The following is a 19,370-nucleotide window of genomic DNA, read 5'->3' on the forward strand; positions in this document are numbered from 1 at the left end:
TCCCAATGCCCCTTTAAGCAATAATAGTCACACTGCCTGTATCCAAATCGTAACGACCCCCAACAACTTTTAATTTGCCTGATTTGATCTGTGCGCTTAAGACTTTTGATCGCTTTAAACGTTCGATTTGATACTGCACATTTGCCACTACGGCATTTTCAACCGCATCACCAGGCTTTTTCTTAACTCTTGCTACTGCTGGTTTGATGGCTTTAATAAAGCTACTAATATCACCTGGTACTGATTCATTACGTACGGCTGCGGTAACTGCGCCGCATCTCTCATGACCCATTACCATTAGTAATGGTGTGCCTAAAAAAGCCACAGCATATTCAATACTGCCGAGTGTTTCAGGTGTGGAGATATTGCCAGCCACCCGCACATCAAAAATATCACCTAGACCTTGATCAAAAATCATCTCTGGTGGTACTCGTGAATCAGCACAACTTAAGATGGTTGCAAATGGATGTTGGGCTGAAGCTAATTCTTGCAATCGCGTCGGATACTGATCGGGGTATTGGGGTTTACGTTCTACAAATCTTCGGTTGCCTTCAAGTAGCTTTTGCAAAGCCACGTCAGCACTCAAAGATTCTGAAGCAGGTGGACTAGCAGCTTGAGCCTGTTTGACTTGCCCCAGTAAATCACCAGCAGTTACCATCATTCCCAATGTTCCCGTGACACCCAATTTCAAAAAGTCACGGCGTTCCATAAAATACTTCATGAGATTGATTTTCTATATGTAACAAAAAATAAATGCAGTTGGCAGTCGGAAGTTAGCACAAAATTTGTCAATAACTGTAATATCTATACAGAAATTTTCCTCAGTAAAGCTACTTAAATTCTCTGCCCAATCCCCAGTCCCCAGTCCCCAATTCCCAATCCCTACTCCCCTCTTATAACGATGACACGCATTTAACCGAGCGAATTTCCATTACATCGGAAACGTAGCAAGTACCCCCAAATTTATTAAGCAGGGGTCGAATATTTTCAATTGCAGGCTTGATTTGCTCTGGCATACAAAACGCCATGATGTAGACATTATCCAGCATGGTCATGTCTAAATCTTCCGTCGTACCTCGTAATCCTTTACCAGCAACATTACGGATAACAACGTGACCATGTACACCTGATTTATCCAAACTTTCTAAGATTTTGCCTAGCTCAAAGGAGTTAGCAATAATTTCTATCTTTTTTACTAGGTGCATATTATTACCTCCATAATAGGTTGATTCCGTAGAGATATAACGGAATTCCCACAATGATATTGAACGGGAAAGTTACTGCCAGAGCGGTAGAAACGTACAGGCTAGGGTTCGCTTCTGGAACAGTCATCCGCATTGCAGCTGGTACAGCAATATAAGAGGCACTGGCACATAACACAGCAAACAAGAGTGCATCACCTTGGGACATCCCGATGGTTTTGGCAATTAGCAACCCAATGCAGGCATTGAGTATAGGAATTAGTATGGCAAACGAAATGAGAAAAAAGCCGGTTTTTTGCAAGTCTTTAATTCTTTTAGCCGCGATGAGTCCCATGTCTAGCAAAAAGAAGGTGAGAACACCATAAAACAAACCTTGAGTAAATGGTTCTAATACGTGCCAACCATGTTCTCCAGTCAAGACACCAATCAGGAGACTACCCACTAAAAGAAAAACTGAACTATTAAGAAATGCTTCTTGTAAAACTTCCTTCCAAGAAACTTCCCGCTTGCCGTCAACGGTGAAGATATTCACAAGAATCAAACCCACAATAATTGCTGGGGATTCCATCAAAGCTAAGGCTGCAACCATGTAACCATCATAATTAATACCTAGCTCACCTAAGAAAGCACTAGCAGTGATGAAGGTGACAGCACTAATAGAACCGTAAGTGGCTGCGATCGCCGCCGCATCGTAAGTATCTAGTTTCAGCCTAAGAATGAAAAAGGAGTAAATTGGCACAAAACACGCCATTAACATCGCTGCTGCTAGGGTTAACACCACATCTTGAGTGATACCGCTTTTGATCAGTTCTACTCCTCCTTTAAAACCGATCGCAAATAGCAGATAAAGCGAGAAAAGCTTGGGTACTGGTGCGGGAATTTCTAAATCAGACTTTACAAAGACAGCAGTCATCCCCAGAAAGAAAAACAAAACTGGCGGATTCAGGATGTTGGAAACAACTAAGCTGACATCCATGAACACCCCTCCTCATGCTGATGCAACTTGCAGTTAATCAAATTTTTCATCTGCAAAAATTTAACTTGTTGCCTCATCATGTAACGCGTATTGTTGCCTCATGTCAATTGTGTGCTTATAAAGACATGGGTAAAGAGAGGGGTGTAGGGGTGTAGGGGTGTAAGGGTTTAGGGGTTTAGGGGAATAACTAATGACTAATGACTAATGACTAATGACTAATGACTATTGACTATTGACCAAAAAATATCCCCTACTTTGAGAATCACGGATGCGATCGCCTACAGTGGGGCGTAGCTGATCACGCTTTCAAAATAGAGGTTAAATGTAGCTTGTGATTTTTACTAAGAGACTTCCAGAAAATAAAATATCCAAGTTATCTGCTTCAAAACACCTATCTTTCCCCCTTCCCCCTGCTCCCTGCCCCCTTGCCATTAACGTGATTGTATATTTTTTTAATTAGAAGTCCCCTTTCCCGTTCTCTCTCATTTAACAGACACAGCATCAACGTCAACAGTGTTGCCAGGAGAGGTAGAATCTGTTGAGGCGGTAGAATCTGTTGAGGCGGTAGTTTCACCCTTACGAGCTTTCCAGCCTTCAATCACTAAACCAGATACCTCAGTTACTAATATGGTCAAAAGCAAAACGTCATCTACTTGACCCAAACCAGGGATAAAATCCGGTGCAATATCAATTGGGCTGAGAATATAAACAATCGTACCTAAAATCGCCCACCAGCGAAATTTAGGATTACGTAGCAGACCGCGATACCAATTATACAAAGATTGGATTGAGAAGTTCATGGTTTAACCCTCCAGTTAACTTCAATTTTGACAAATTATGCTATGTATTTCCGGTGGGAATAACCGTCCTAGTTAGTTGGGAAGATGCTAATCGTCATATTTCCAAATACCTAACCAGCGATTCTGTACAACAATATGTTAATTGTGCATTAATCTCTAGAATTGAAATGCTTTGGGATAGTTGCTTCAGCAATGGAGGGAGGAGACTTTAAAAGTGGATATTGTAACCTTGTTCAAAGAAGGCGGGCCAGCCATGTGGCCTTTACTGGCTCTGTCGATTTTATCTTTGAGTGTAATTTTTGAAAGACTGTGGTTTTGGTTGCGAATTTTAACACAAGAAAAAGAAATAGTTGAACGTGTATTAGATGCAGCCCAAGATAATTGGGAATTAGCAGCAGATATTGCTCAAAGATCAACAGATCAACCCATTGGGCGATTTCTTTATGCTCCTTTACGTTTACAAAAAATTGATGCTGAAACTTTTCGGTTAGCACTAGAATCTACTGCCGAAGATGAATTAGCAGGGATGCGGCGTGGAGACAAGGTATTGGAAGCGGTGATTACCCTTTCCCCGCTTTTGGGGCTATTGGGTACAGTTCTCGGATTAATCGATACTTTAAAGGCAATTAACATCGGTGATATCGCTACAGGTGGAGGTGCAGCAGCCACAAGAGGTATCGGCGCGTCCTTAATTAGTACAGCTGCGGGATTGATAGTTGCGATCGCTAGTTTGGTATTTTACAGATTATTTCAAGGCTTTGTCGTTAATCAAGTCAAGGTTTTTCATAAAGCCGGTAATGAATTGGAATTGCTCTATCGTCAATTTCCACCTAATCCTAGCAACACTACATCAGTAGTAGTATCAGACACAAAACGGGATAGTTACTCATCATCCAGTAAACCCAACCTCAGCAAATTATCTCAACCCCCAGAACCGTCAGACCAAAGTTAATTGGAAATAGCGAATGGAGCATTGGGAATAGGGCATGGGGCATTGGACATGGGGCATGGTAATAACAATCTACCTTGTCTACCTTGTCTCCCAGTCCCCAATCCCCAGTCCCCAGTCCCCAGTCCCCATCCCCCATAAAACAAAGATGAAAATTAACCTTAATAAACCTACTGAAGAAGTTCAAGTTCAAATCATTCCTCTTATCGATGTCATTTTTTGCATCTTGGCATTTTTTCTGTTAGCAGCTTTGCAATTTACTAGACAACAAGCAATCAACGTGGATTTGCCTCAAGCGAGTACAACTACTGCATCTGGAATTGATTCAGCAGGTGGTAGTCGAATTGTGACAATTGATGCTGTAGGTAATATCTATGTAGAACAACAACTAGTACCAAAAGCAGAACTACAGGAAAAATTACGGGAATTTCTGCAAGTTAATCCCAATGGCGTTTTAATTCTGAATGCTTCTCGCACAGCTACATACAATGATGTAATTGAAACGTTAGATTTATTGCGACAAGTGGGAGGTAATCGCGTTTCTTTAGGAATTATCCCAACCTCTTCTGCACCCGCTACAAACTCACCTTATTTCCCTACTAATCCTAACTTCCCCGTCGCACCTGGTACAGCACCACTACCAGAAACCAACCCTAACCCCAACATCCCCGCCATCCCTAATCAATTCCCTTTACCCACAGCACCCAATCAGCCACCAACAGAACAAGGCGTTTCCCCTATAGTTCCTAACGATCCTAACGCCCCTGGTGCTACACCTGCACCTTAAGAGGCAAGGGGGCAGGGGGCAGGGGAAGAAGTTCAATGTCTCATACCAATTTTGGATTTTGGATTTTGGATTTTGGATTAAAACCTAGATTTTTAATCTGTTCCAGTATCAATCCCCATTCCCTATGCCCCATTCCCAATAAATGCCCAAAACCTAAAGATATCTAGAATAAATTTTTTCTAGAGAAAAAAATCTGGTAACTTACAAATAATCGGCCGATGTGAAATTTATCTATCGATAGCTCAAGAATTGATCGCCAAGCACCATTCACGTTTCAGGGGTTGAAGGCAATGAATGAGATTGTGACGCTGTTAATTGTTTGGGTGGTGACATCTATCAGCTTGTTGATTATCAGTAAGTTGCCTTTGGGCGTTGAAGTTGATACTCCACAAAAAGCAGTTATTTCGGCAGCTGTTTTAGGTATTGTGACAGCGATAGTCAGACCTATTTTACGTTTGATATTTGCTGTACCCGATATACTCACATTTAATCTGTTATCGGGTGTGTTCACGTTTATGATTGCCGTTGTTTGCTTTAGTATTGCTGCTTGGTTAGTAGAGGGTTTTCGCCTGCGCTTCGGTATTTGGAGTGCTGTTTTAGGGGCGTTTGCACTCACTTTAATCAACAGCTTGATTTACAAGATTTTAGGTATTTTTTAGATATAGAAGTCAAAAGTCTCTAGTCCACAGTCTATAGTCGATAGTTACTCAAATCAAGCTATTTCACTAATGACTATTGACTAATGACTATTGACTAATGACTATTAATTACTCATTAGCAGCAGGAGGAGCAACTGGGGTATTTGATTGTTGTTGACGTTGCTCGCGCTTTTTGCGATCGGCGGATAACATATCAGCCATCACGATTAGTGCTTGGGCGATTTTGTCTAAATTAGAACGATATAAGTCTAAATCCTTACTCAGTTTGTCATAGGACAAATGCAAGCCTTCCGCAATGGCTTTGAGTGCTTCTGTGCGTTGTTTTTCGTCTTTGACTAGTTCAGGATCAGACACTTCTAGCAGAGAAAACAAACCGATCGCAAACAACCGACTGTATTTAAAGTTAGGATTGTTGGCGATCGCTTGTAATTGTGCTTGTAATTCACCATCTTGCTGTAATGGTTGAGTTTGACTCAACCACGCCACCAAATCATTAATTGGTAAGCTTTGCGCTACAGATTTGAGCCTTTCAGCATCATTTTTATAGCGTTGTGATTCTTGTTCTACAGCCTGACATATAGCATTAAAAATCGATTCCTTATCTCGTTCGGGTTTGTAGCCTTCCATGAAGCGGTCAAAAGTAGTGACAACGCCCAAGGCATAAACGGGATTGTAGGTAAAATCTACATTTACTGATAGCAGGTGCATTTCTACCATCAATTCTTCTACTACCCGACGATATATTGTGTTAATCGGTCGAGTATGCAGAGCGTAGAAAGTTCGCTTTGTATCAGAGACAGTACGAAATAATTCCATGTTTATAAGGCTTGTGAGCATTATCTCTAGTGTTTCTAGTAACCGTATAGTAAAAACTCGTTTTTACCGCTTAAAAACGCTTGTTTACGCATAAATGTACTAGCTTACTAGTCTAGCAATTTCCTATTTTATCATCTCGCTACTTTCACCCATAGCTTTAACCTCGCCCTTTCCATTCCGACCGATGATGATAACCCAACTCATTTATACAAATTTCTCTACTGGCATTAATCAGGTTTTATACCATATACGGGTATGGGGCATGGGGCATAGGGCATGGGGAATTTATCTAAGATGTTAGGTCAATGTCTTCTTGGTATTTTATGAGTAATTTAGGAATGTAATCATACCCGTCTACGCCGATGATGGGTATGATTTTGGGGCGGTGTTGTTGTAGTAAATTTTGAAAATTTTCTAGTCCTATTTGTCCTTGTAAGATTATTAATAACCTTGCTGGTTGTCGCCATTCATTTGAGGCTATTTGCTCTAGGAGATACATTCCTAGACAACCTGTGTAAATGACTGTTTCAAAGTTTTGTAGTTGGTAACTAGCTTCAGCTAGATTCGCTAAATTTCTACCTTGTAGATATAAATCGCCGGAAATTTGGGCTATTTTGAAGCCTTCTTCTAGATATTGAATGGCATTTTGTGGTTCTTGAATTACTAAATATGCTATGCCTAAACTACTTAGACATAGGGCTTTACTTTGAATATCGCCTAATTTTTCTGTTAATTTTAATCCTTGTTCTAAATAGTTAATTGCCATTTCATAGGTTTCTGGTTCGGCTTGTTCCAGTTGTTGCGCTTGCATGACTTCGCTGTAACCTAAGTTAACTAGGGCGTTGGCTTCTCCTGTTCTGTCGCCTGCTTGTCTACTTAACATTAAGGCTCTTTGGCTCTGATTAATGGCTTCAGGATAATTCTGCTCTTGTACGTATGTCCGGCTGAGGTGATTGAGGTTGGCGATTTCACAGGGGCGATCGCCTGCATTCCTGGCAATTTCTAAGGCTTGCTCATGAAACTTGATAGAACGCTGGTATTGACCTAAAGCACGCTGGGAATACCCTAAAAGTGTCAAAATTCGCGCTTTTTCCTGAGTCATCGCCACTTTGCGTAATGGTTCGTCTAAATAATCTAAAGCATCGCGTAAATAGCTACCAGAAAAGGAAGCGAAAATCCCACCATATAGGGGAAAATAAGGACGTTGAGCAAAGGTGCGTAAAATTTGGAGCATGATTTGTGATGCGCCATTACTGTAGAGTGTCTGGCTTTGGAAACCACTTGCTAACTGACTCCAAATGACAGCAAAGGTTAAAAAAGTAGAAATCGATAATTTTGAACCGGCTTGAATATTGTATGGTTGTTGGTCAAACCAACTTACTAAACCCCGTTGTAAATACTGCAAAATTAAGGCTATTTCTACCCAATCACTTAAGCTAATAGTGCTGTGCTGTTGAGCAAAGGGAATGGCAGATTGTTCTACTGCTAAGGTGCGTAATAATGTTTGCGGTAACTCACTATTCACTTTTTTCGCCCAAGTAGCCCAAGGGCCAGTTTCTCCTGGTACACCGCCAAAACCAAGGGCTTGATTCTGTTCATACATCCAGCTAACTAAATGTTCTTGTAACCTTTGCCAAGCTGTTAACCCACGGGTAATTCCCTGGGATATCTGCGCTATATCTTCGCTAAACTGGGCAAATTGTTGTAATGATTTGGATAGTTGCTGTAATTGAGCTGTATTGAGTGGTTCTTTGAGGTTGGGATCAATCAGACGTAAAAATACAGTTAGACGTTCATCCGTGGCGGCTGTAGTAATTTGTTGAGATGCAGAGGCGATCGCTTCCGTAGCTTTATTTTGTTCTCTATATCTTTGCCATTGCGTTTGAATTGTCTTAATTGCTCTTAAACTCCGGTTAGCCTTGGCTTGTTTGAGTTCATCTGTTTCCCTATCTACTTGAGTTTGGATGGTGTTGAGGCGATCGCTCAAACCTAACTCAAAGATTTCTCCCGTACCTGCCAAGATATTTTTTTGCAGCATTTGATACACCATCTCCACAGAGCTAATTTTTCCTTGGAGGGTGAGTTGGACAATTTCATCAATCAGGGCAAGATAGCGATCGCGCAATGGCAATGAGTCAGACACTTTAGTTAATAGAGAACTTCACGTCAATTCCCATTTTAGTGTGAGGCGAGGTACTAGTACAAAAAGCCGAAAGTGAAAAGGCAGGGGAGCGGGGAGCAGGAAGCAGGGGGAGAAAATCTCTGTGTACCTCTGCGCTCAACTTTGCGTACCTCTGCGTTGAAAAAGCGAGTATTTGGCACTAATCAAATCTTCTCATCAATTGCAATAAGATAGCCTCCAGTCTCTCTAATGCAGCATTTGTAGTTCTTTGGTTTTCTTCCACATTGCGTTGATGTTGCTCGAAATTACGCTGATACTGCTCAAAATTACGCAGATGCTGCTCAAAACCACGACTGAGGGTTTCTGTTGTATCCCGCAACTCCAATACCACATCATCTAAAACCGCACTACGGGCTAGAACAGTGCTAGCTGTATTGATCAAAGAATCTAGTTGTTGCTGACTATTAGCTTGCTGTTGGGCAACACGCTCTAATAATTCCTCGATTCTGTCAAGTCTACTAGATTGTTCTGGTATGTTTGTCATGCCGTCTTTTCCTTATCTTGTCTCACTTCATCTAGAATTGATTGTTTTTCCCTAGCCCAATGAGTAATCATTTCTTCAAGTGCTTTGCTTTGATCTGTTTCAGTAGCAGCGCAAATAGTTTTGAATAGTAATGCTAGGTCTTTTGGTATGTAACCAGAGATTAATCGATAGTTAGGATCTCCTCTCTTACCTCGCAGATTTTCAGCCATAGATGTTTATCACCATAGATTTAATATCTATGGTGACATGAACCCAGACAATAGCAATGTATTTTGTTGGTTGATGTTCATGTACATTTGTCATTCTATCAGCAAGTACACCAGTATACAATCCATAGCTAAGTTCTACCCAATCCCCAATCCCTAGTCCCCAATCTCTCACCTCACCAACTGCGCGGCGGAATTAAAGAACTGACGACATAATCCTTTAGTAATCAAAACTGTGGTGAGTAAATTGGCGAAAGCCACCATGAAAATAATCAAAATTTCGTAAGATACAGCCTCTAGGGGTGTAATCCCAGCTAATAACTGTCCGGTGGTGATTCCAGGGATTGCTACCATCCCTACTAAAATCATCTGGTTGATTGTCGGTAGTAAGGCGGCGCGGATGGCTTCTTTGCGGTATTGGTTGGTAGCTTGTTGGGGAGTAGCACCTAAACTTAAATGGGTTTCGATTTCGTTGGGAAAGGTGTTCATACTATTCACCAAACGTTCCCCAGCGATCGCAGCTGCATTCATCCCATTTCCTAAAACAATCCCCGCCAGGGGAATAATATAACGCGGTTCGTACCATTTATCTGGTTGAATGATTAAGAAGTTGGTGTAAACCAGTGTCATCAGGGTACTCACAAAAATCGCACCCCAAACCAAAGGCAATACACCAGGAATCTTTTGACTGATCCGATTTCGTGCGACAATCGCCGTAATCGTCAGCATGACAACTAAAGCCGCTAAAACAGCCCAAGGATTGCCCAAAGCAAAGATGAAGTCTAAAACGTATCCCAAAACAGCTAACTGTAGGATAGTTCTACCGGTAGCGATCGCTAAATTTAACTCTAATCCCAATCTTTCCCAGGCAGATATCCCCATAGCGATCACCATCAATCCTACAGCGATCGCTAAATCTACCAAATCCAACTTGATTAAATCTTGCATGGGTTGTTTAGGGGTGTAAGGGTGTAAGGGTGTAAGGGTGTAGGGAGAGAAAAATACAATATCCAATGCCCAATGCCCCATGCCCCATTCCCAAAATAGTCAGTTTACAAACAGGCACTCATAATTTACCACTGATGCGCGTTTTACCCATAGAATTATTGCGGTAATAATCCTTGCTTTATAAGTATCTCAGGCGACAGTCTTGACAAGCTTTTTTGAGAATAAATTCCCTTAGCAAGAATTGACAGTTGGTGTGTATTCTTTGTATCTTCAGACTAAAATGAAAACTTATGATCCAAAGTATAAATTCTGTCCCTGCTTTTGATATCAAGCAGCAGTACACTACCCTAGAGGCTGAAGTTAGTGCTGCCGTTGTAGAGGTTTTAGCATCCGGCCGCTACATTGGCGGCCCTCTAGTAGAAAGTTTTGAACAGCATTTTGCTAGTTATCACGATGTAAGTGATTGTGTCGCCTGTAACTCTGGTACTGATGCGTTATATTTAGCACTACGTGCTTTGGGAATTAGTGCGGGTGATGAAGTAATTACCACCCCTTTTACATTCGTCGCTACAGTAGAAGTAATTATTGCTGTTGGTGCAAAGCCAGTATTTGTAGATATAGATGCGACAACATTTAACTTAGATGTACAGCAAGTAGCAGCAGCTATCACACCCCAAACCAAAGCGATTATCCCAGTGCATCTATTTGGACAGCCTGTGGATATGACAGCGTTGATGGCGATCGCACAATCTCATCATATTGCTGTAATTGAAGATTGCGCTCAATCTACAGGCGCGATGTGGGATGGGAAAAAAGTCGGCAGTATAGGTAATTTTGGTTGCTTTAGTTTTTACCCTACCAAAAACTTAGGGGCTTGCGGCGATGGTGGCGCAGTTACCACCAATGATCCAGAGTTGGCGGCTAAGGTAAGGATTATTAAAGAGCATGGGCAAAAAAATCGCTATCAATATGAAGAAATCGGCGTAAATAGTCGTTTAGATGCCATACAAGCGGTAATATTGCAGATTAAACTGCGTTATTTGGAGCAGTGGAATCAACAACGTCAGGCGATCGCAGCTTATTATCAACAATTTCTCAGTCAAATTCCTGGCATCATCACACCACAAGCATTAAGTGGCGGTGTGAGCGTATGGAATCAATATACTATTCGTGTATTGGGGGCAGGAAGTAACGGCAATACCGCCACACAGCGTGACTCAGTACGCAACCAACTCCAAGAAAAAGGCATAGGTTCAATGGTTTATTATCCCTATCCTTTACATCTGCAACCAGCCTATCAACACCTTGGTTATCAGCCAGGACAATTCCCAGTAGCCGAGCAAATTTGCCATGAGGTATTATCTTTACCCATGTTTCCCGAACTGACAACTCAGCAGCAAGACCAAGTAATTTATGCTTTGAAAGATATTTTATCTTAGGGACTGGGGACTGGGGATTGGGCATGGGGCATGGGGCATGGGGCATTGGGCATTGGGCATTGGGGAGTGGAGAATTTCACTACTCACCACTCCTGACTCAACACTCAGCACTCAGCACTCGCTACGCACTCAGCACTCTCGTATTCGCTAAAGCTTCGACTAAACCGCGCACAGCAGCAATCATCGCTACTTCGCTATTGAGTTGGTTAATTGCAGAACCAACACCAACACCAGCCGCACCAGCTGCTATGGCTAGCGGTGCAGTAACGTTAGAAATACCGGAAGCACACAATACTGGTACTGACACAGCACGAGAAATTTCATAGGCTGCGGCTAAGGTAGGTGCAGCTTTTTCAATTAATCCCAAGCTTCCAGAGTGAGATGGCTGGCTGCTAGTACCGCCTTCAGTTTGGATGATATCTGCACCAGCTTTGACTAATTCTTCAGCTAGTTGTACTTGTTGATCCAGTTCTAAAATATGGGGAACGGTGACAGATAGGGTAATTTCTGGCAATAAAGCACGGGTTTGATGTGTGAGTGCTAATACTTCTTCCGCCTCAAATCTGCGTCCTTGAGCGTAAAAACTATCAAAATTCCCGATTTCAATTAAATCTGCACCCGCAGCGACGGCTGAGACAAATTTTTCTGGTTCTACGGCGGAAACACAAACAGGTAAGTTAATTAATTTTTTGGCTAACTGTACTAAAACAGGATCAGCAGCAATATCTACAAAAGTTGCACCACCAAGTTCAGCTGCTTTCACAACTGCTGCGACACGATCAGCGTCAAAGTTGTGCAAACCGCTAATCACTTTCAGGACACGGCGGTTAGTAAATGCACTTTGTAGTGTAGAAGGCATTGCCATAGTTGTAATCTTGAAGCTACGAAAATAACGTCCATTTTACCCCCACTTTCATGATGACTGGACTATATTCTGAGGAAAATTTCCGTGAAAAATTGATCAAATTATGAATGTGCTGGAGTATGAGCGTAGACGTAGCCTTTCATAGATATGGCTTCAGTACAAAAATGGTTATATAAGATACAACTTATCCGTCTGATACTTAGCTAATACCAATTCACAATTCGCAATTCGCAATTCGCAATTAAAAAACTTAGATGTAGCAAGGATTTTAGGGTTTACATCTGTATCAGATTTTTCGTGAAATGGTATAAGAGGAATAATTCAGAAGTTAACTCCGCACCTTTTTAGCAGTTTTTAACACAAAAAAGCAATTTTCAGGAGAATTTATTTAGTAGTTTTGTACCCATGATATGGGACTCGTATTAGATTTCTGCGAAACTAGGTACACTTTTATTTCTTCTTCCCTGTTCCCTCTCTATCGCGCTTGCGCTTCTCTGCGAGACGCTTTGCGGACGCGCACCACGCAAACAATTTCACCGAATCAAAGCGGATTCCTATATATATCAATAACAAGTGCAATAAAGCAGATGAGTATTTTATTTTTAGACAATCTTTTCTTAACCCAAATTACTAATAAATACCTAAACTATTTTCAGTAATCTCACAGAAGTTTTTAATAAGTTACAGATTTAATATTTAGTTTGTATGACAAAAATATATTAGGTTTGTATAAAATCACAGCGATGAAACGACGTGTTTTAATCGGGTATTCATTTCTATTTATTGCAGGATGTACAGCAACTACAAATGCTAATAATAATAGTTCATCACAACTATCAAAATTACCAAAAAATCTGAAATTTGCAGTCACAGATGTATCAGGAATTGATGAATTGAAAAGAGATTTCGGAGAATTTAGTACAGTTTTAGAAGAGATATTAAATACCGAAATTGAATTATTTCCTGTAGAAAACCCAATCGCAGCAGCACCGGCATTGTTATCGGGAAATTTAGATATTGCATTTGCCGGGCCTTCAGAGTACCTAATTTTACATTCTAGAGCTAAGGCAATTCCTATAATTGGTGTGAGACGTAAAGATTACCATACTATTTTTGTAGTGCGTGCAGATAGCAATATTCAAACTTTAGCTCAGTTAAAAGGCAAAACAATTGCCATGCGAAAAATTGGCTCAACATCTGGACATATCGCACCTACTAGTTTATTGATAGATGCAGGATTAAATCCAAAAACTGATTACAAAACATTAATGCTTGATAATAAAGGAGGAAAAGCCTTAAAAGCAGGTGAAGTAGATGCTTGGACTATATCATCTGACCGATATAAAAATGTTTTAGAATCAGAAGGTTTATCAGAAAAAGATTTCAAGATCATTTTAAAAGGCCCGGAACTTCCAAGCGATGTATTTGTTGCCAGTAATCAATTAGCAAATGACGTGATTGAAACTTTGCGATCGCAGATGCTCAAAAATCAAGAGCGACTCATTCAAAGTATGCTCAAAGCTCAAGCTAATCGCAAGTATGTAGATAGTCAAATGGTTATAGCAAACGATGCTGATTATCAGACAATTCGGGAAGTTTATCAAAAAATCGGACAAGACAGCTTTATTAAATAATGTCTATCTAAATTCATGATTAAACGTCGCTCCATTACATTAATAAATCAACTTTTAACTAGTCTGACTAGTTTGACACATAACTGGAGCATTACTAAGAAAATTGGCTATAGTTACACCTTTGTAATCGGTACTACGTTAATTGGCACAATCAGTGGCTCATTAATTGCTTATTATTACGAAATATCTGCTTATAAACAGCTTAATTTAGCTTATCAAAAACAATATCTTTTAAAAAATTTAGAAAATAATGTAAACAGAGCCAGAATTCATCCCCAAAGGCTTATTCTTGTACTAGATGATTCTGTGTGGTTAGAGTTTGAAAAAAATAGATTTATCTCAGATATTCAAGATATCAATCAGCAGCTAAATGAAATAGATACTTTTGTCAAAAATCATTCTCATGATTTAGCATTAAATTATCAAACTTTTCAAAAACTATTAACAGTATATCGGCAAAACACATCACTGTATAATCAAAATATTCAATTATTATGGAAAGAGATTGCATCTCAAGACTCTAATGATTTACCTTTAAACAAGCTATTGCTATTTATCAAGCATCAAGAAAGTATTGATATTAATGTCAAACTTGAACAGACATCAGATGAACTGCTCCAAATGATTATTCAGGCAGAAAGGCAACAGCAGCAAGCAAATACTAGTTTTAAAGATGCCAGAAAATTAAGATTAAAATTAATCAGTATTAGTATGTTATTGTCTACTGCGATCGCTGCAATTATTGCCATAATAACTAGTAAATTAATTGCTCGTCCGTTACAAACAGTAACTAGCATTGCTAGAAAGATTACACAAGAATCGAACCTTGAACTAAGAGCTAATATTAATACCCACGATGAAGTAGGGACACTTGCGAGTTCTTTAAATCAATTAGTGGAATGGGTTGGTGATTATACTGAAGCACTGGAAATTGCACGCCAAACTTTAGAATACAGAGTAGAAGAACGCACCAAAGAACTGCAAGAAGCCCACCAAACCTTAGAGAAAAGAGTAGAAGAACGTACTGAGGAGTTACGAATAACATTAAAAGAATTGCAAGAAACCCAAGGACAATTAATTCAAACCGAAAAAATGTCCTCTCTTGGACAAATGGTTGCAGGTATTGCCCACGAAATCAATAATCCTGTCAATTTTATTTATGCTAACGTCGAATGTGCAGATAATTATATTAAAGATTTACTACACTTGCTTGAATTATATCAAGAATATTATCCTCACCCAGACCAGATTATCTCAGAAACAATAGCAGAAATTGATCTAGACTTTATTCATCAAGATTTATTAAATATACTGTCTTCGATGAAAGTAGGCGCGCAACGTATTCGAGAAATTGTCTTATCTTTGCGTAACTTTTCCCGTCTCGATGAAGCTGATATGAAAGAAGTAGACATACATGAAGGAATTGATAATACTCTCTTAATTCTCAATCATCGTTTCAAATCAGATATTGAAGTCATTAAAAATTATGGTCAATTACCTTTATTAGAGTGTTATCCAGCCCAACTTAACCAGGTATTTATGAATATCATTAATAATGCTGTGGATGCAGTCTTAGATTATCCAGAACAGATTAAAAAACAGATAGTTATCTCTACCCATCACCTCGAAAATAATTATATTCAAGTTGAAATTCAAGATAACGGCTCAGGCATTCCTCCAGAAAATATCAAAAAATTATTCGATCCCTTTTTTACAACTAAACCTGTTGGCAAAGGTACAGGTTTAGGTTTAAGTATTTGTTACCAAATTATTGAAAAACATCAAGGTAAAATAGAGGTGTTTTCCACACCCAAACAATGTAGTAAATTCGTTATTCGTCTGCCGTTACATACGAAAAGAGTTACAATTGAAAATGCCCAACCTGATCAAGAGCTTAGTTCTGTTTTGTTTAACAAACGAGCTATCCAGTGATGATTTACAACTCTTAGTTAATATTTATTTAATTTTCTTAAAAACTGATGACAATCTATTTTTATACTGTCCGTGAGGAATATGGCTGTTTCTCTAACTTCTCTCCCCACGGGTTTATGTTAGATGATTTGTACTGGTATACAAGTGAGCATTATTTTCAAGCCCAAAAATTTTTAGAGACATTTCACATAGAACAAATTCGTCAAGCACCAACCGCGAAAGCAGCAGCAGAAATGGGAAGAGATAGAAAACGTCCTTTGCGTTCTGATTGGGAGCGAATCAAAGATGATGTTATGCACAAAGCCGTCTTGCAAAAGTTCACAACCCATGCAGATATTAGAGAAATTCTGCTGTCTACAGGTGATGAGGAAATAGTAGAAAATTCGCCGATTGACTACTATTGGGGTTGTGGTGTTGATGGTAGTGGTAGAAATATGCTAGGGGTAATTTTAATGGAAGTCAGAAAGCAACTACGCTCATAGAGAAAACATCAACAGAAACAATGACTGTGAATTGATATTTTTGATGTTATATCTGATTACAGAAAAGACTGAATGTCAGTAAAATATTATTTAATTTTTAGCATTAACAAGAACATCTCAGTATAGCGGGTTAATTTTTAACCTTATCTCAAGGTACTGTCTAGCACAGTGCCAAGTATATTCTTATAAAATAGCTTATGAGTCGTCTTTTATAGGAGTAGAGAAATGATGCCGACAATGGCTCTAGAGAAAAGGTATTGTAAGTGGTTCTGGGATGAATCACTAGGAGGCGATTTTGATACTTGGGGTACTAGTACCTATTTCATAGAATTAACTCTAGTAGGTAATGATTTGTGTGCTACCAGACAGATAGAAGTTTATGAAAATGGCAACGTCTTATTTTATGATGAAGACCATCTGGCTGATAATTACGGAATGTTGTGTGATAAACCCCTAGACAATAAAGATTTACAGGAATTTGGCATTACTAAAGCCGAGTTTGAACAGATTTGGAATACAAAAACACCAATGAATAGATGAAACTATCTCAATTTTAGCTGGTGACTTTAGCTGTATCGCTCACCAGCCAGCATCAAATTCAACTGCGTTAAATCAACAGAATCTGCTGCCAAAATAAGCTAATTCGCCTCATTACATAGCTTTTTACGCGCACCAAGTTTTTGTCAAAATTCCATAATAATTCCTCTATGACTCAGCTATTTCCAAATAAGTGATACCAATTTGACTAATAACTGCGACCAATAGACTGCTTAAAACCTTACTAGTGAAGCATTCCCCAATCAAAAATCCTAAATTGAAAATCCAAAGTGGTATGAGATAAGTATTTTTGTTTTGGGAACACTATAAGTATCACCACAGCTAGCAGGAATTGGTCAATGTCACAAGGTGAACATCATAACAACAGTAAAAATACGATCCCTGTGGAAGTTGCAAAATATATGAAACAAGTCAGACGCAACACTATTACCCATGAGTTTGACCAGGGATTACCAGAAGAACTGCTACTGACTCAAGAGAGTGACGACCAATTATCAGCTGCATCTTCCCTTCTCAGACAAGGAATCAAACAGCAAAAAGCAGGAGATGTCATCGCCGCTATCCAATCTTTCCGGCAATCTCTGGAAATGTTTCAACTAGCTGGCGATGTCCCACAACAAGAGCAAGTCTTATCTTTACTGGCATTAGTGACTTACACTTCCGGCGATTATAAAAGTGCAGTTACCTATTCTCAACAATGTCTAGCTTTAAAAAATACCTCAGACCCAGCAGTGCGAATGCAAGTGCTTTCTCATTTAGGGAATGCTTATCGTCATCTCAACAACTACAGCAAAGCGGTTGAATTTCTAGAAGAGTGTTTGAAATTAACCAAGCAGCTACAAGACAAACGCAGTCAAGTTGCAGCATTGAATAATTTGGGATTAGTTTATAAAGCTTCAGGGAACTTTCTTAAGGCCATCGAGTATCAAGAACAAAGCTTAGAAATTGTTCAGGAATTGCAGGATAACTGGGGGATAGAACAAGTCCTGAAGAATATAGGTAATGCTTGGTATGCTTTAGACAACTACCCAAAAGCGATCGCCTACTACGAAAAATGTGTCAAAATCGCTATTTCTTTGAATAATCCCCGCAGTGCAGCTCAGGTACTCAAAAATCTGGGAAATGCTTGTTATGCCGTAGGAGATTATGCCAAAGCAATTAAATATTACGAAAAACGTTTACAGTTAGCTAGACATCTCAAAGACCAGCGCAGCGAAGAACAGTCCCTTGCTAGCTTAGGTGTGGCTTGTGAAGCTTTAGGCGACCACGGTCGCGCCATCACATACTATGAAGCCCGCTTATTACTTGGTAGAACCTTAAAAGATCGTCGCATAGAAGAACAAGCACTTGCTAGTTTAAAAATCGCTTGCTATGCCTTGGGCGATTATGCCAAAGCTATGCAATACCAGCAAGGGACATCTACAAATCCAGGGGTTTAGGGGTATGGGGATGTAAGGGTGTGGGGTGTAGGTTTTCAAAACAGAATTATTACACGCCATATGTTTCTGTTTTCTATTCCCAATGCCCAATGCCCGATTCCCAATGCCCACTAAAGAATGAGAACTGGTACAATTAGGGTCTAGTTAATAACAGTATTCAGTAACCACATGTGTCTGAAAAATATTTTTCACAAGCTATAGATAGCTATAGCTTCAGACAGATGTGCTGGTGCTGACTCAATCAACCAGATTTTCATGAGTAGCGAAATCCAACTCAGCCTTTTTGACGAACAACCTAGTTTTAACCAAAAAGAGCTGATTCCCACAGATGCTAAAATCCCTGTTCCACCTGGAACTTATGCCAATATGACTGAATTGGCACAGCATTGCAATAATTGCCATCGCTGTGAATTAGGTAACACCCGTACCCATGCTGTAGTCGGAAGGGGTAACTTAAAAGCTCCAATTATGATTATTGGTGAAGCACCAGGACAAAACGAAGACGAAACAGGTTTACCCTTTGTGGGTCGTTCAGGACAGTTGCTAGAAAAAATACTGGAATCGGTAGATTTAAATACTGAAAATGATGTCTACATCGGCAACATCAATAAGTGTAGACCACCAAATAATCGAGTGCCGACACCAGAAGAAATGGCAGCTTGTCTACCGTATTTATTAGAACAAATTCGCCTCGTTGACCCGAAAATTATTTTGTTAACAGGCGCAACAGCAGTAAAAGGTATAACTGGTGATAAGCGGGGAATTACTAAGATTCGTGGTCAGTGGATAGAGTGGGAAGGGCGTTTATGTATGCCGATTTTTCACCCATCCTACTTACTCCGCAACCCTTCTAAAGAAAAGGGTAGTCCTAAATGGTTGATGTGGCAGGATATACAAGCTGTGCGTGCCAAATACGATGAAATTCGGCAAAATGCTTAAAGCTGTTCTTCAGTAGTGCTGAGTGCTGTTAGCGGAAGCGGGGCGTTTAGCCCGTGCTGAGTAACGAGTGCTG

General features: G+C 39.9%; 20 protein-coding genes. 10 read left to right on the forward strand and 10 right to left on the reverse strand.

Features of this window, described 5'->3' with window-relative positions; genetic code table 11:
* Window positions 1–13 precede the first annotated feature (13 nt).
* The 4 genes from CLI64_RS02545 to CLI64_RS02560 all read right to left on the reverse strand — a co-directional run bounded on the left by CLI64_RS02545 (window position 14) and on the right by CLI64_RS02560 (window position 2,978).
* Window positions 14–709 (reverse strand): carbonic anhydrase, encoded by a 696-nt coding sequence (locus tag CLI64_RS02545; RefSeq protein WP_103135758.1) that lies wholly within the window; start codon window positions 707–709, stop codon window positions 14–16.
* Window positions 710–893: 184 nt separating this feature from the next.
* Window positions 894–1,205 carry a P-II family nitrogen regulator gene (locus CLI64_RS02550; protein ID WP_103135759.1) on the reverse strand — a complete coding sequence of 104 codons (312 nt, stop codon included), beginning with the start codon at window positions 1,203–1,205 and terminating at the stop codon, window positions 894–896.
* A gap of 4 nt (window positions 1,206–1,209) precedes the next feature.
* On the reverse strand, window positions 1,210–2,178 hold the full coding sequence (locus tag CLI64_RS02555; protein WP_103135760.1) for a sodium-dependent bicarbonate transport family permease: 969 nt from the start codon (window positions 2,176–2,178) through the stop codon (window positions 1,210–1,212).
* Between the two features lie 482 nt (window positions 2,179–2,660).
* The gene (locus CLI64_RS02560; RefSeq protein WP_103135761.1) at window positions 2,661–2,978 is read right to left on the reverse strand and encodes a YkvA family protein; all 318 of its coding nucleotides are present in this window, start codon (window positions 2,976–2,978) and stop codon (window positions 2,661–2,663) included.
* A 214-nt stretch (window positions 2,979–3,192) separates the two neighbouring features.
* Here CLI64_RS02560 and CLI64_RS02565 point away from each other — a divergent pair, with 214 nt between their 5' ends.
* The 3 genes from CLI64_RS02565 to CLI64_RS02575 all read left to right on the forward strand — a co-directional run bounded on the left by CLI64_RS02565 (window position 3,193) and on the right by CLI64_RS02575 (window position 5,373).
* Window positions 3,193–3,930, forward strand: coding sequence for a MotA/TolQ/ExbB proton channel family protein (locus tag CLI64_RS02565; RefSeq protein ID WP_103135762.1), 738 nt, complete (start codon window positions 3,193–3,195; stop codon window positions 3,928–3,930).
* A 145-nt stretch (window positions 3,931–4,075) separates the two neighbouring features.
* Window positions 4,076–4,714, forward strand: a complete 639-nt coding sequence (locus tag CLI64_RS02570) for a biopolymer transporter ExbD (RefSeq protein WP_103135763.1) — start codon at window positions 4,076–4,078, stop codon at window positions 4,712–4,714.
* A 290-nt stretch (window positions 4,715–5,004) separates the two neighbouring features.
* On the forward strand, window positions 5,005–5,373 hold the full coding sequence (locus CLI64_RS02575) for a phage holin family protein (protein ID WP_103135764.1): 369 nt from the start codon (window positions 5,005–5,007) through the stop codon (window positions 5,371–5,373).
* Between the two features lie 108 nt (window positions 5,374–5,481).
* Here CLI64_RS02575 and psb29 read toward each other — a convergent pair whose 3' ends face one another.
* The 5 genes from psb29 to fetB all read right to left on the reverse strand — a co-directional run bounded on the left by psb29 (window position 5,482) and on the right by fetB (window position 10,009).
* A complete protein-coding gene (psb29, locus tag CLI64_RS02580) occupies window positions 5,482–6,189 on the reverse strand; it encodes a photosystem II biogenesis protein Psp29 (protein WP_103135765.1) in 708 nt (235 codons plus the stop codon).
* A 289-nt stretch (window positions 6,190–6,478) separates the two neighbouring features.
* Window positions 6,479–8,332 (reverse strand): tetratricopeptide repeat protein, encoded by a 1,854-nt coding sequence (locus CLI64_RS02585; RefSeq protein ID WP_103135766.1) that lies wholly within the window; start codon window positions 8,330–8,332, stop codon window positions 6,479–6,481.
* A gap of 178 nt (window positions 8,333–8,510) precedes the next feature.
* Window positions 8,511–8,855, reverse strand: a complete 345-nt coding sequence (locus CLI64_RS02590) for a hypothetical protein (RefSeq protein WP_103135767.1) — start codon at window positions 8,853–8,855, stop codon at window positions 8,511–8,513.
* Window positions 8,852–9,064, reverse strand: a complete 213-nt coding sequence (locus tag CLI64_RS02595; RefSeq protein ID WP_103135768.1) for a hypothetical protein — start codon at window positions 9,062–9,064, stop codon at window positions 8,852–8,854. Before CLI64_RS02595 ends, CLI64_RS02590 begins: the two co-directional genes overlap by 4 nt.
* A gap of 168 nt (window positions 9,065–9,232) precedes the next feature.
* Window positions 9,233–10,009 (reverse strand): iron export ABC transporter permease subunit FetB, encoded by a 777-nt coding sequence (gene fetB / locus CLI64_RS02605; RefSeq protein WP_103140559.1) that lies wholly within the window; start codon window positions 10,007–10,009, stop codon window positions 9,233–9,235.
* A 290-nt stretch (window positions 10,010–10,299) separates the two neighbouring features.
* Here fetB and CLI64_RS02610 point away from each other — a divergent pair, with 290 nt between their 5' ends.
* Complete coding sequence (locus CLI64_RS02610) at window positions 10,300–11,448, forward strand: DegT/DnrJ/EryC1/StrS aminotransferase family protein (protein ID WP_103135770.1); 1,149 nt, start codon at window positions 10,300–10,302, stop codon at window positions 11,446–11,448.
* Between the two features lie 121 nt (window positions 11,449–11,569).
* Here the strand turns inward: CLI64_RS02610 and CLI64_RS02615 are convergent, their stop codons facing one another.
* Window positions 11,570–12,313 (reverse strand): DUF561 domain-containing protein, encoded by a 744-nt coding sequence (locus CLI64_RS02615; protein WP_103135771.1) that lies wholly within the window; start codon window positions 12,311–12,313, stop codon window positions 11,570–11,572.
* Between the two features lie 743 nt (window positions 12,314–13,056).
* On the opposite strand from CLI64_RS02615, the gene phnD reads away from it, so the two are divergent.
* From phnD to CLI64_RS02645, 6 genes are all read left to right on the forward strand, one after another.
* Entirely contained in the window at window positions 13,057–13,947 is an 891-nt protein-coding gene (phnD, locus tag CLI64_RS02620; protein WP_103135772.1) for a phosphate/phosphite/phosphonate ABC transporter substrate-binding protein, read from the forward strand.
* A 15-nt stretch (window positions 13,948–13,962) separates the two neighbouring features.
* Window positions 13,963–15,879 (forward strand): ATP-binding protein, encoded by a 1,917-nt coding sequence (locus CLI64_RS02625; protein WP_103135773.1) that lies wholly within the window; start codon window positions 13,963–13,965, stop codon window positions 15,877–15,879.
* A 47-nt stretch (window positions 15,880–15,926) separates the two neighbouring features.
* Window positions 15,927–16,361, forward strand: a complete 435-nt coding sequence (locus CLI64_RS02630; protein ID WP_103135774.1) for an NADAR family protein — start codon at window positions 15,927–15,929, stop codon at window positions 16,359–16,361.
* A gap of 228 nt (window positions 16,362–16,589) precedes the next feature.
* Window positions 16,590–16,901 (forward strand): hypothetical protein, encoded by a 312-nt coding sequence (locus tag CLI64_RS02635; RefSeq protein WP_103140560.1) that lies wholly within the window; start codon window positions 16,590–16,592, stop codon window positions 16,899–16,901.
* Window positions 16,902–17,257: 356 nt separating this feature from the next.
* Window positions 17,258–18,358 carry a tetratricopeptide repeat protein gene (locus CLI64_RS02640; protein WP_103135775.1) on the forward strand — a complete coding sequence of 367 codons (1,101 nt, stop codon included), beginning with the start codon at window positions 17,258–17,260 and terminating at the stop codon, window positions 18,356–18,358.
* Window positions 18,359–18,613: 255 nt separating this feature from the next.
* Complete coding sequence (locus CLI64_RS02645) at window positions 18,614–19,297, forward strand: uracil-DNA glycosylase family protein (RefSeq protein ID WP_103135776.1); 684 nt, start codon at window positions 18,614–18,616, stop codon at window positions 19,295–19,297.
* Window positions 19,298–19,370 lie beyond the last annotated feature (73 nt).

This window comes from Nostoc sp. CENA543 (genome assembly GCF_002896875.1).
Taxonomy (GTDB): domain Bacteria; phylum Cyanobacteriota; class Cyanobacteriia; order Cyanobacteriales; family Nostocaceae; genus Trichormus.

Coding starts and splice junctions, on each gene's coding strand:
- CLI64_RS02545 (WP_103135758.1), bottom strand. CDS start 709: ATGGAACGCCGTGACTTTTTGAAATTGGGTGTCACGGGAACATTGGGA.
- CLI64_RS02550 (WP_103135759.1), bottom strand. CDS start 1,205: ATGCACCTAGTAAAAAAGATAGAAATTATTGCTAACTCCTTTGAGCTA.
- CLI64_RS02555 (WP_103135760.1), bottom strand. CDS start 2,178: ATGGATGTCAGCTTAGTTGTTTCCAACATCCTGAATCCGCCAGTTTTG.
- CLI64_RS02560 (WP_103135761.1), bottom strand. CDS start 2,978: ATGAACTTCTCAATCCAATCTTTGTATAATTGGTATCGCGGTCTGCTA.
- CLI64_RS02570 (WP_103135763.1), top strand. CDS start 4,076: ATGAAAATTAACCTTAATAAACCTACTGAAGAAGTTCAAGTTCAAATC.
- CLI64_RS02575 (WP_103135764.1), top strand. CDS start 5,005: ATGAATGAGATTGTGACGCTGTTAATTGTTTGGGTGGTGACATCTATC.
- psb29 (WP_103135765.1), bottom strand. CDS start 6,189: ATGGAATTATTTCGTACTGTCTCTGATACAAAGCGAACTTTCTACGCT.
- CLI64_RS02590 (WP_103135767.1), bottom strand. CDS start 8,855: ATGACAAACATACCAGAACAATCTAGTAGACTTGACAGAATCGAGGAA.
- CLI64_RS02595 (WP_103135768.1), bottom strand. CDS start 9,064: ATGGCTGAAAATCTGCGAGGTAAGAGAGGAGATCCTAACTATCGATTA.
- fetB (WP_103140559.1), bottom strand. CDS start 10,009: ATGCAAGATTTAATCAAGTTGGATTTGGTAGATTTAGCGATCGCTGTA.
- CLI64_RS02610 (WP_103135770.1), top strand. CDS start 10,300: ATGATCCAAAGTATAAATTCTGTCCCTGCTTTTGATATCAAGCAGCAG.
- CLI64_RS02615 (WP_103135771.1), bottom strand. CDS start 12,313: ATGGCAATGCCTTCTACACTACAAAGTGCATTTACTAACCGCCGTGTC.
- phnD (WP_103135772.1), top strand. CDS start 13,057: ATGAAACGACGTGTTTTAATCGGGTATTCATTTCTATTTATTGCAGGA.
- CLI64_RS02625 (WP_103135773.1), top strand. CDS start 13,963: ATGATTAAACGTCGCTCCATTACATTAATAAATCAACTTTTAACTAGT.
- CLI64_RS02630 (WP_103135774.1), top strand. CDS start 15,927: ATGACAATCTATTTTTATACTGTCCGTGAGGAATATGGCTGTTTCTCT.
- CLI64_RS02635 (WP_103140560.1), top strand. CDS start 16,590: ATGCCGACAATGGCTCTAGAGAAAAGGTATTGTAAGTGGTTCTGGGAT.
- CLI64_RS02640 (WP_103135775.1), top strand. CDS start 17,258: ATGTCACAAGGTGAACATCATAACAACAGTAAAAATACGATCCCTGTG.
- CLI64_RS02645 (WP_103135776.1), top strand. CDS start 18,614: ATGAGTAGCGAAATCCAACTCAGCCTTTTTGACGAACAACCTAGTTTT.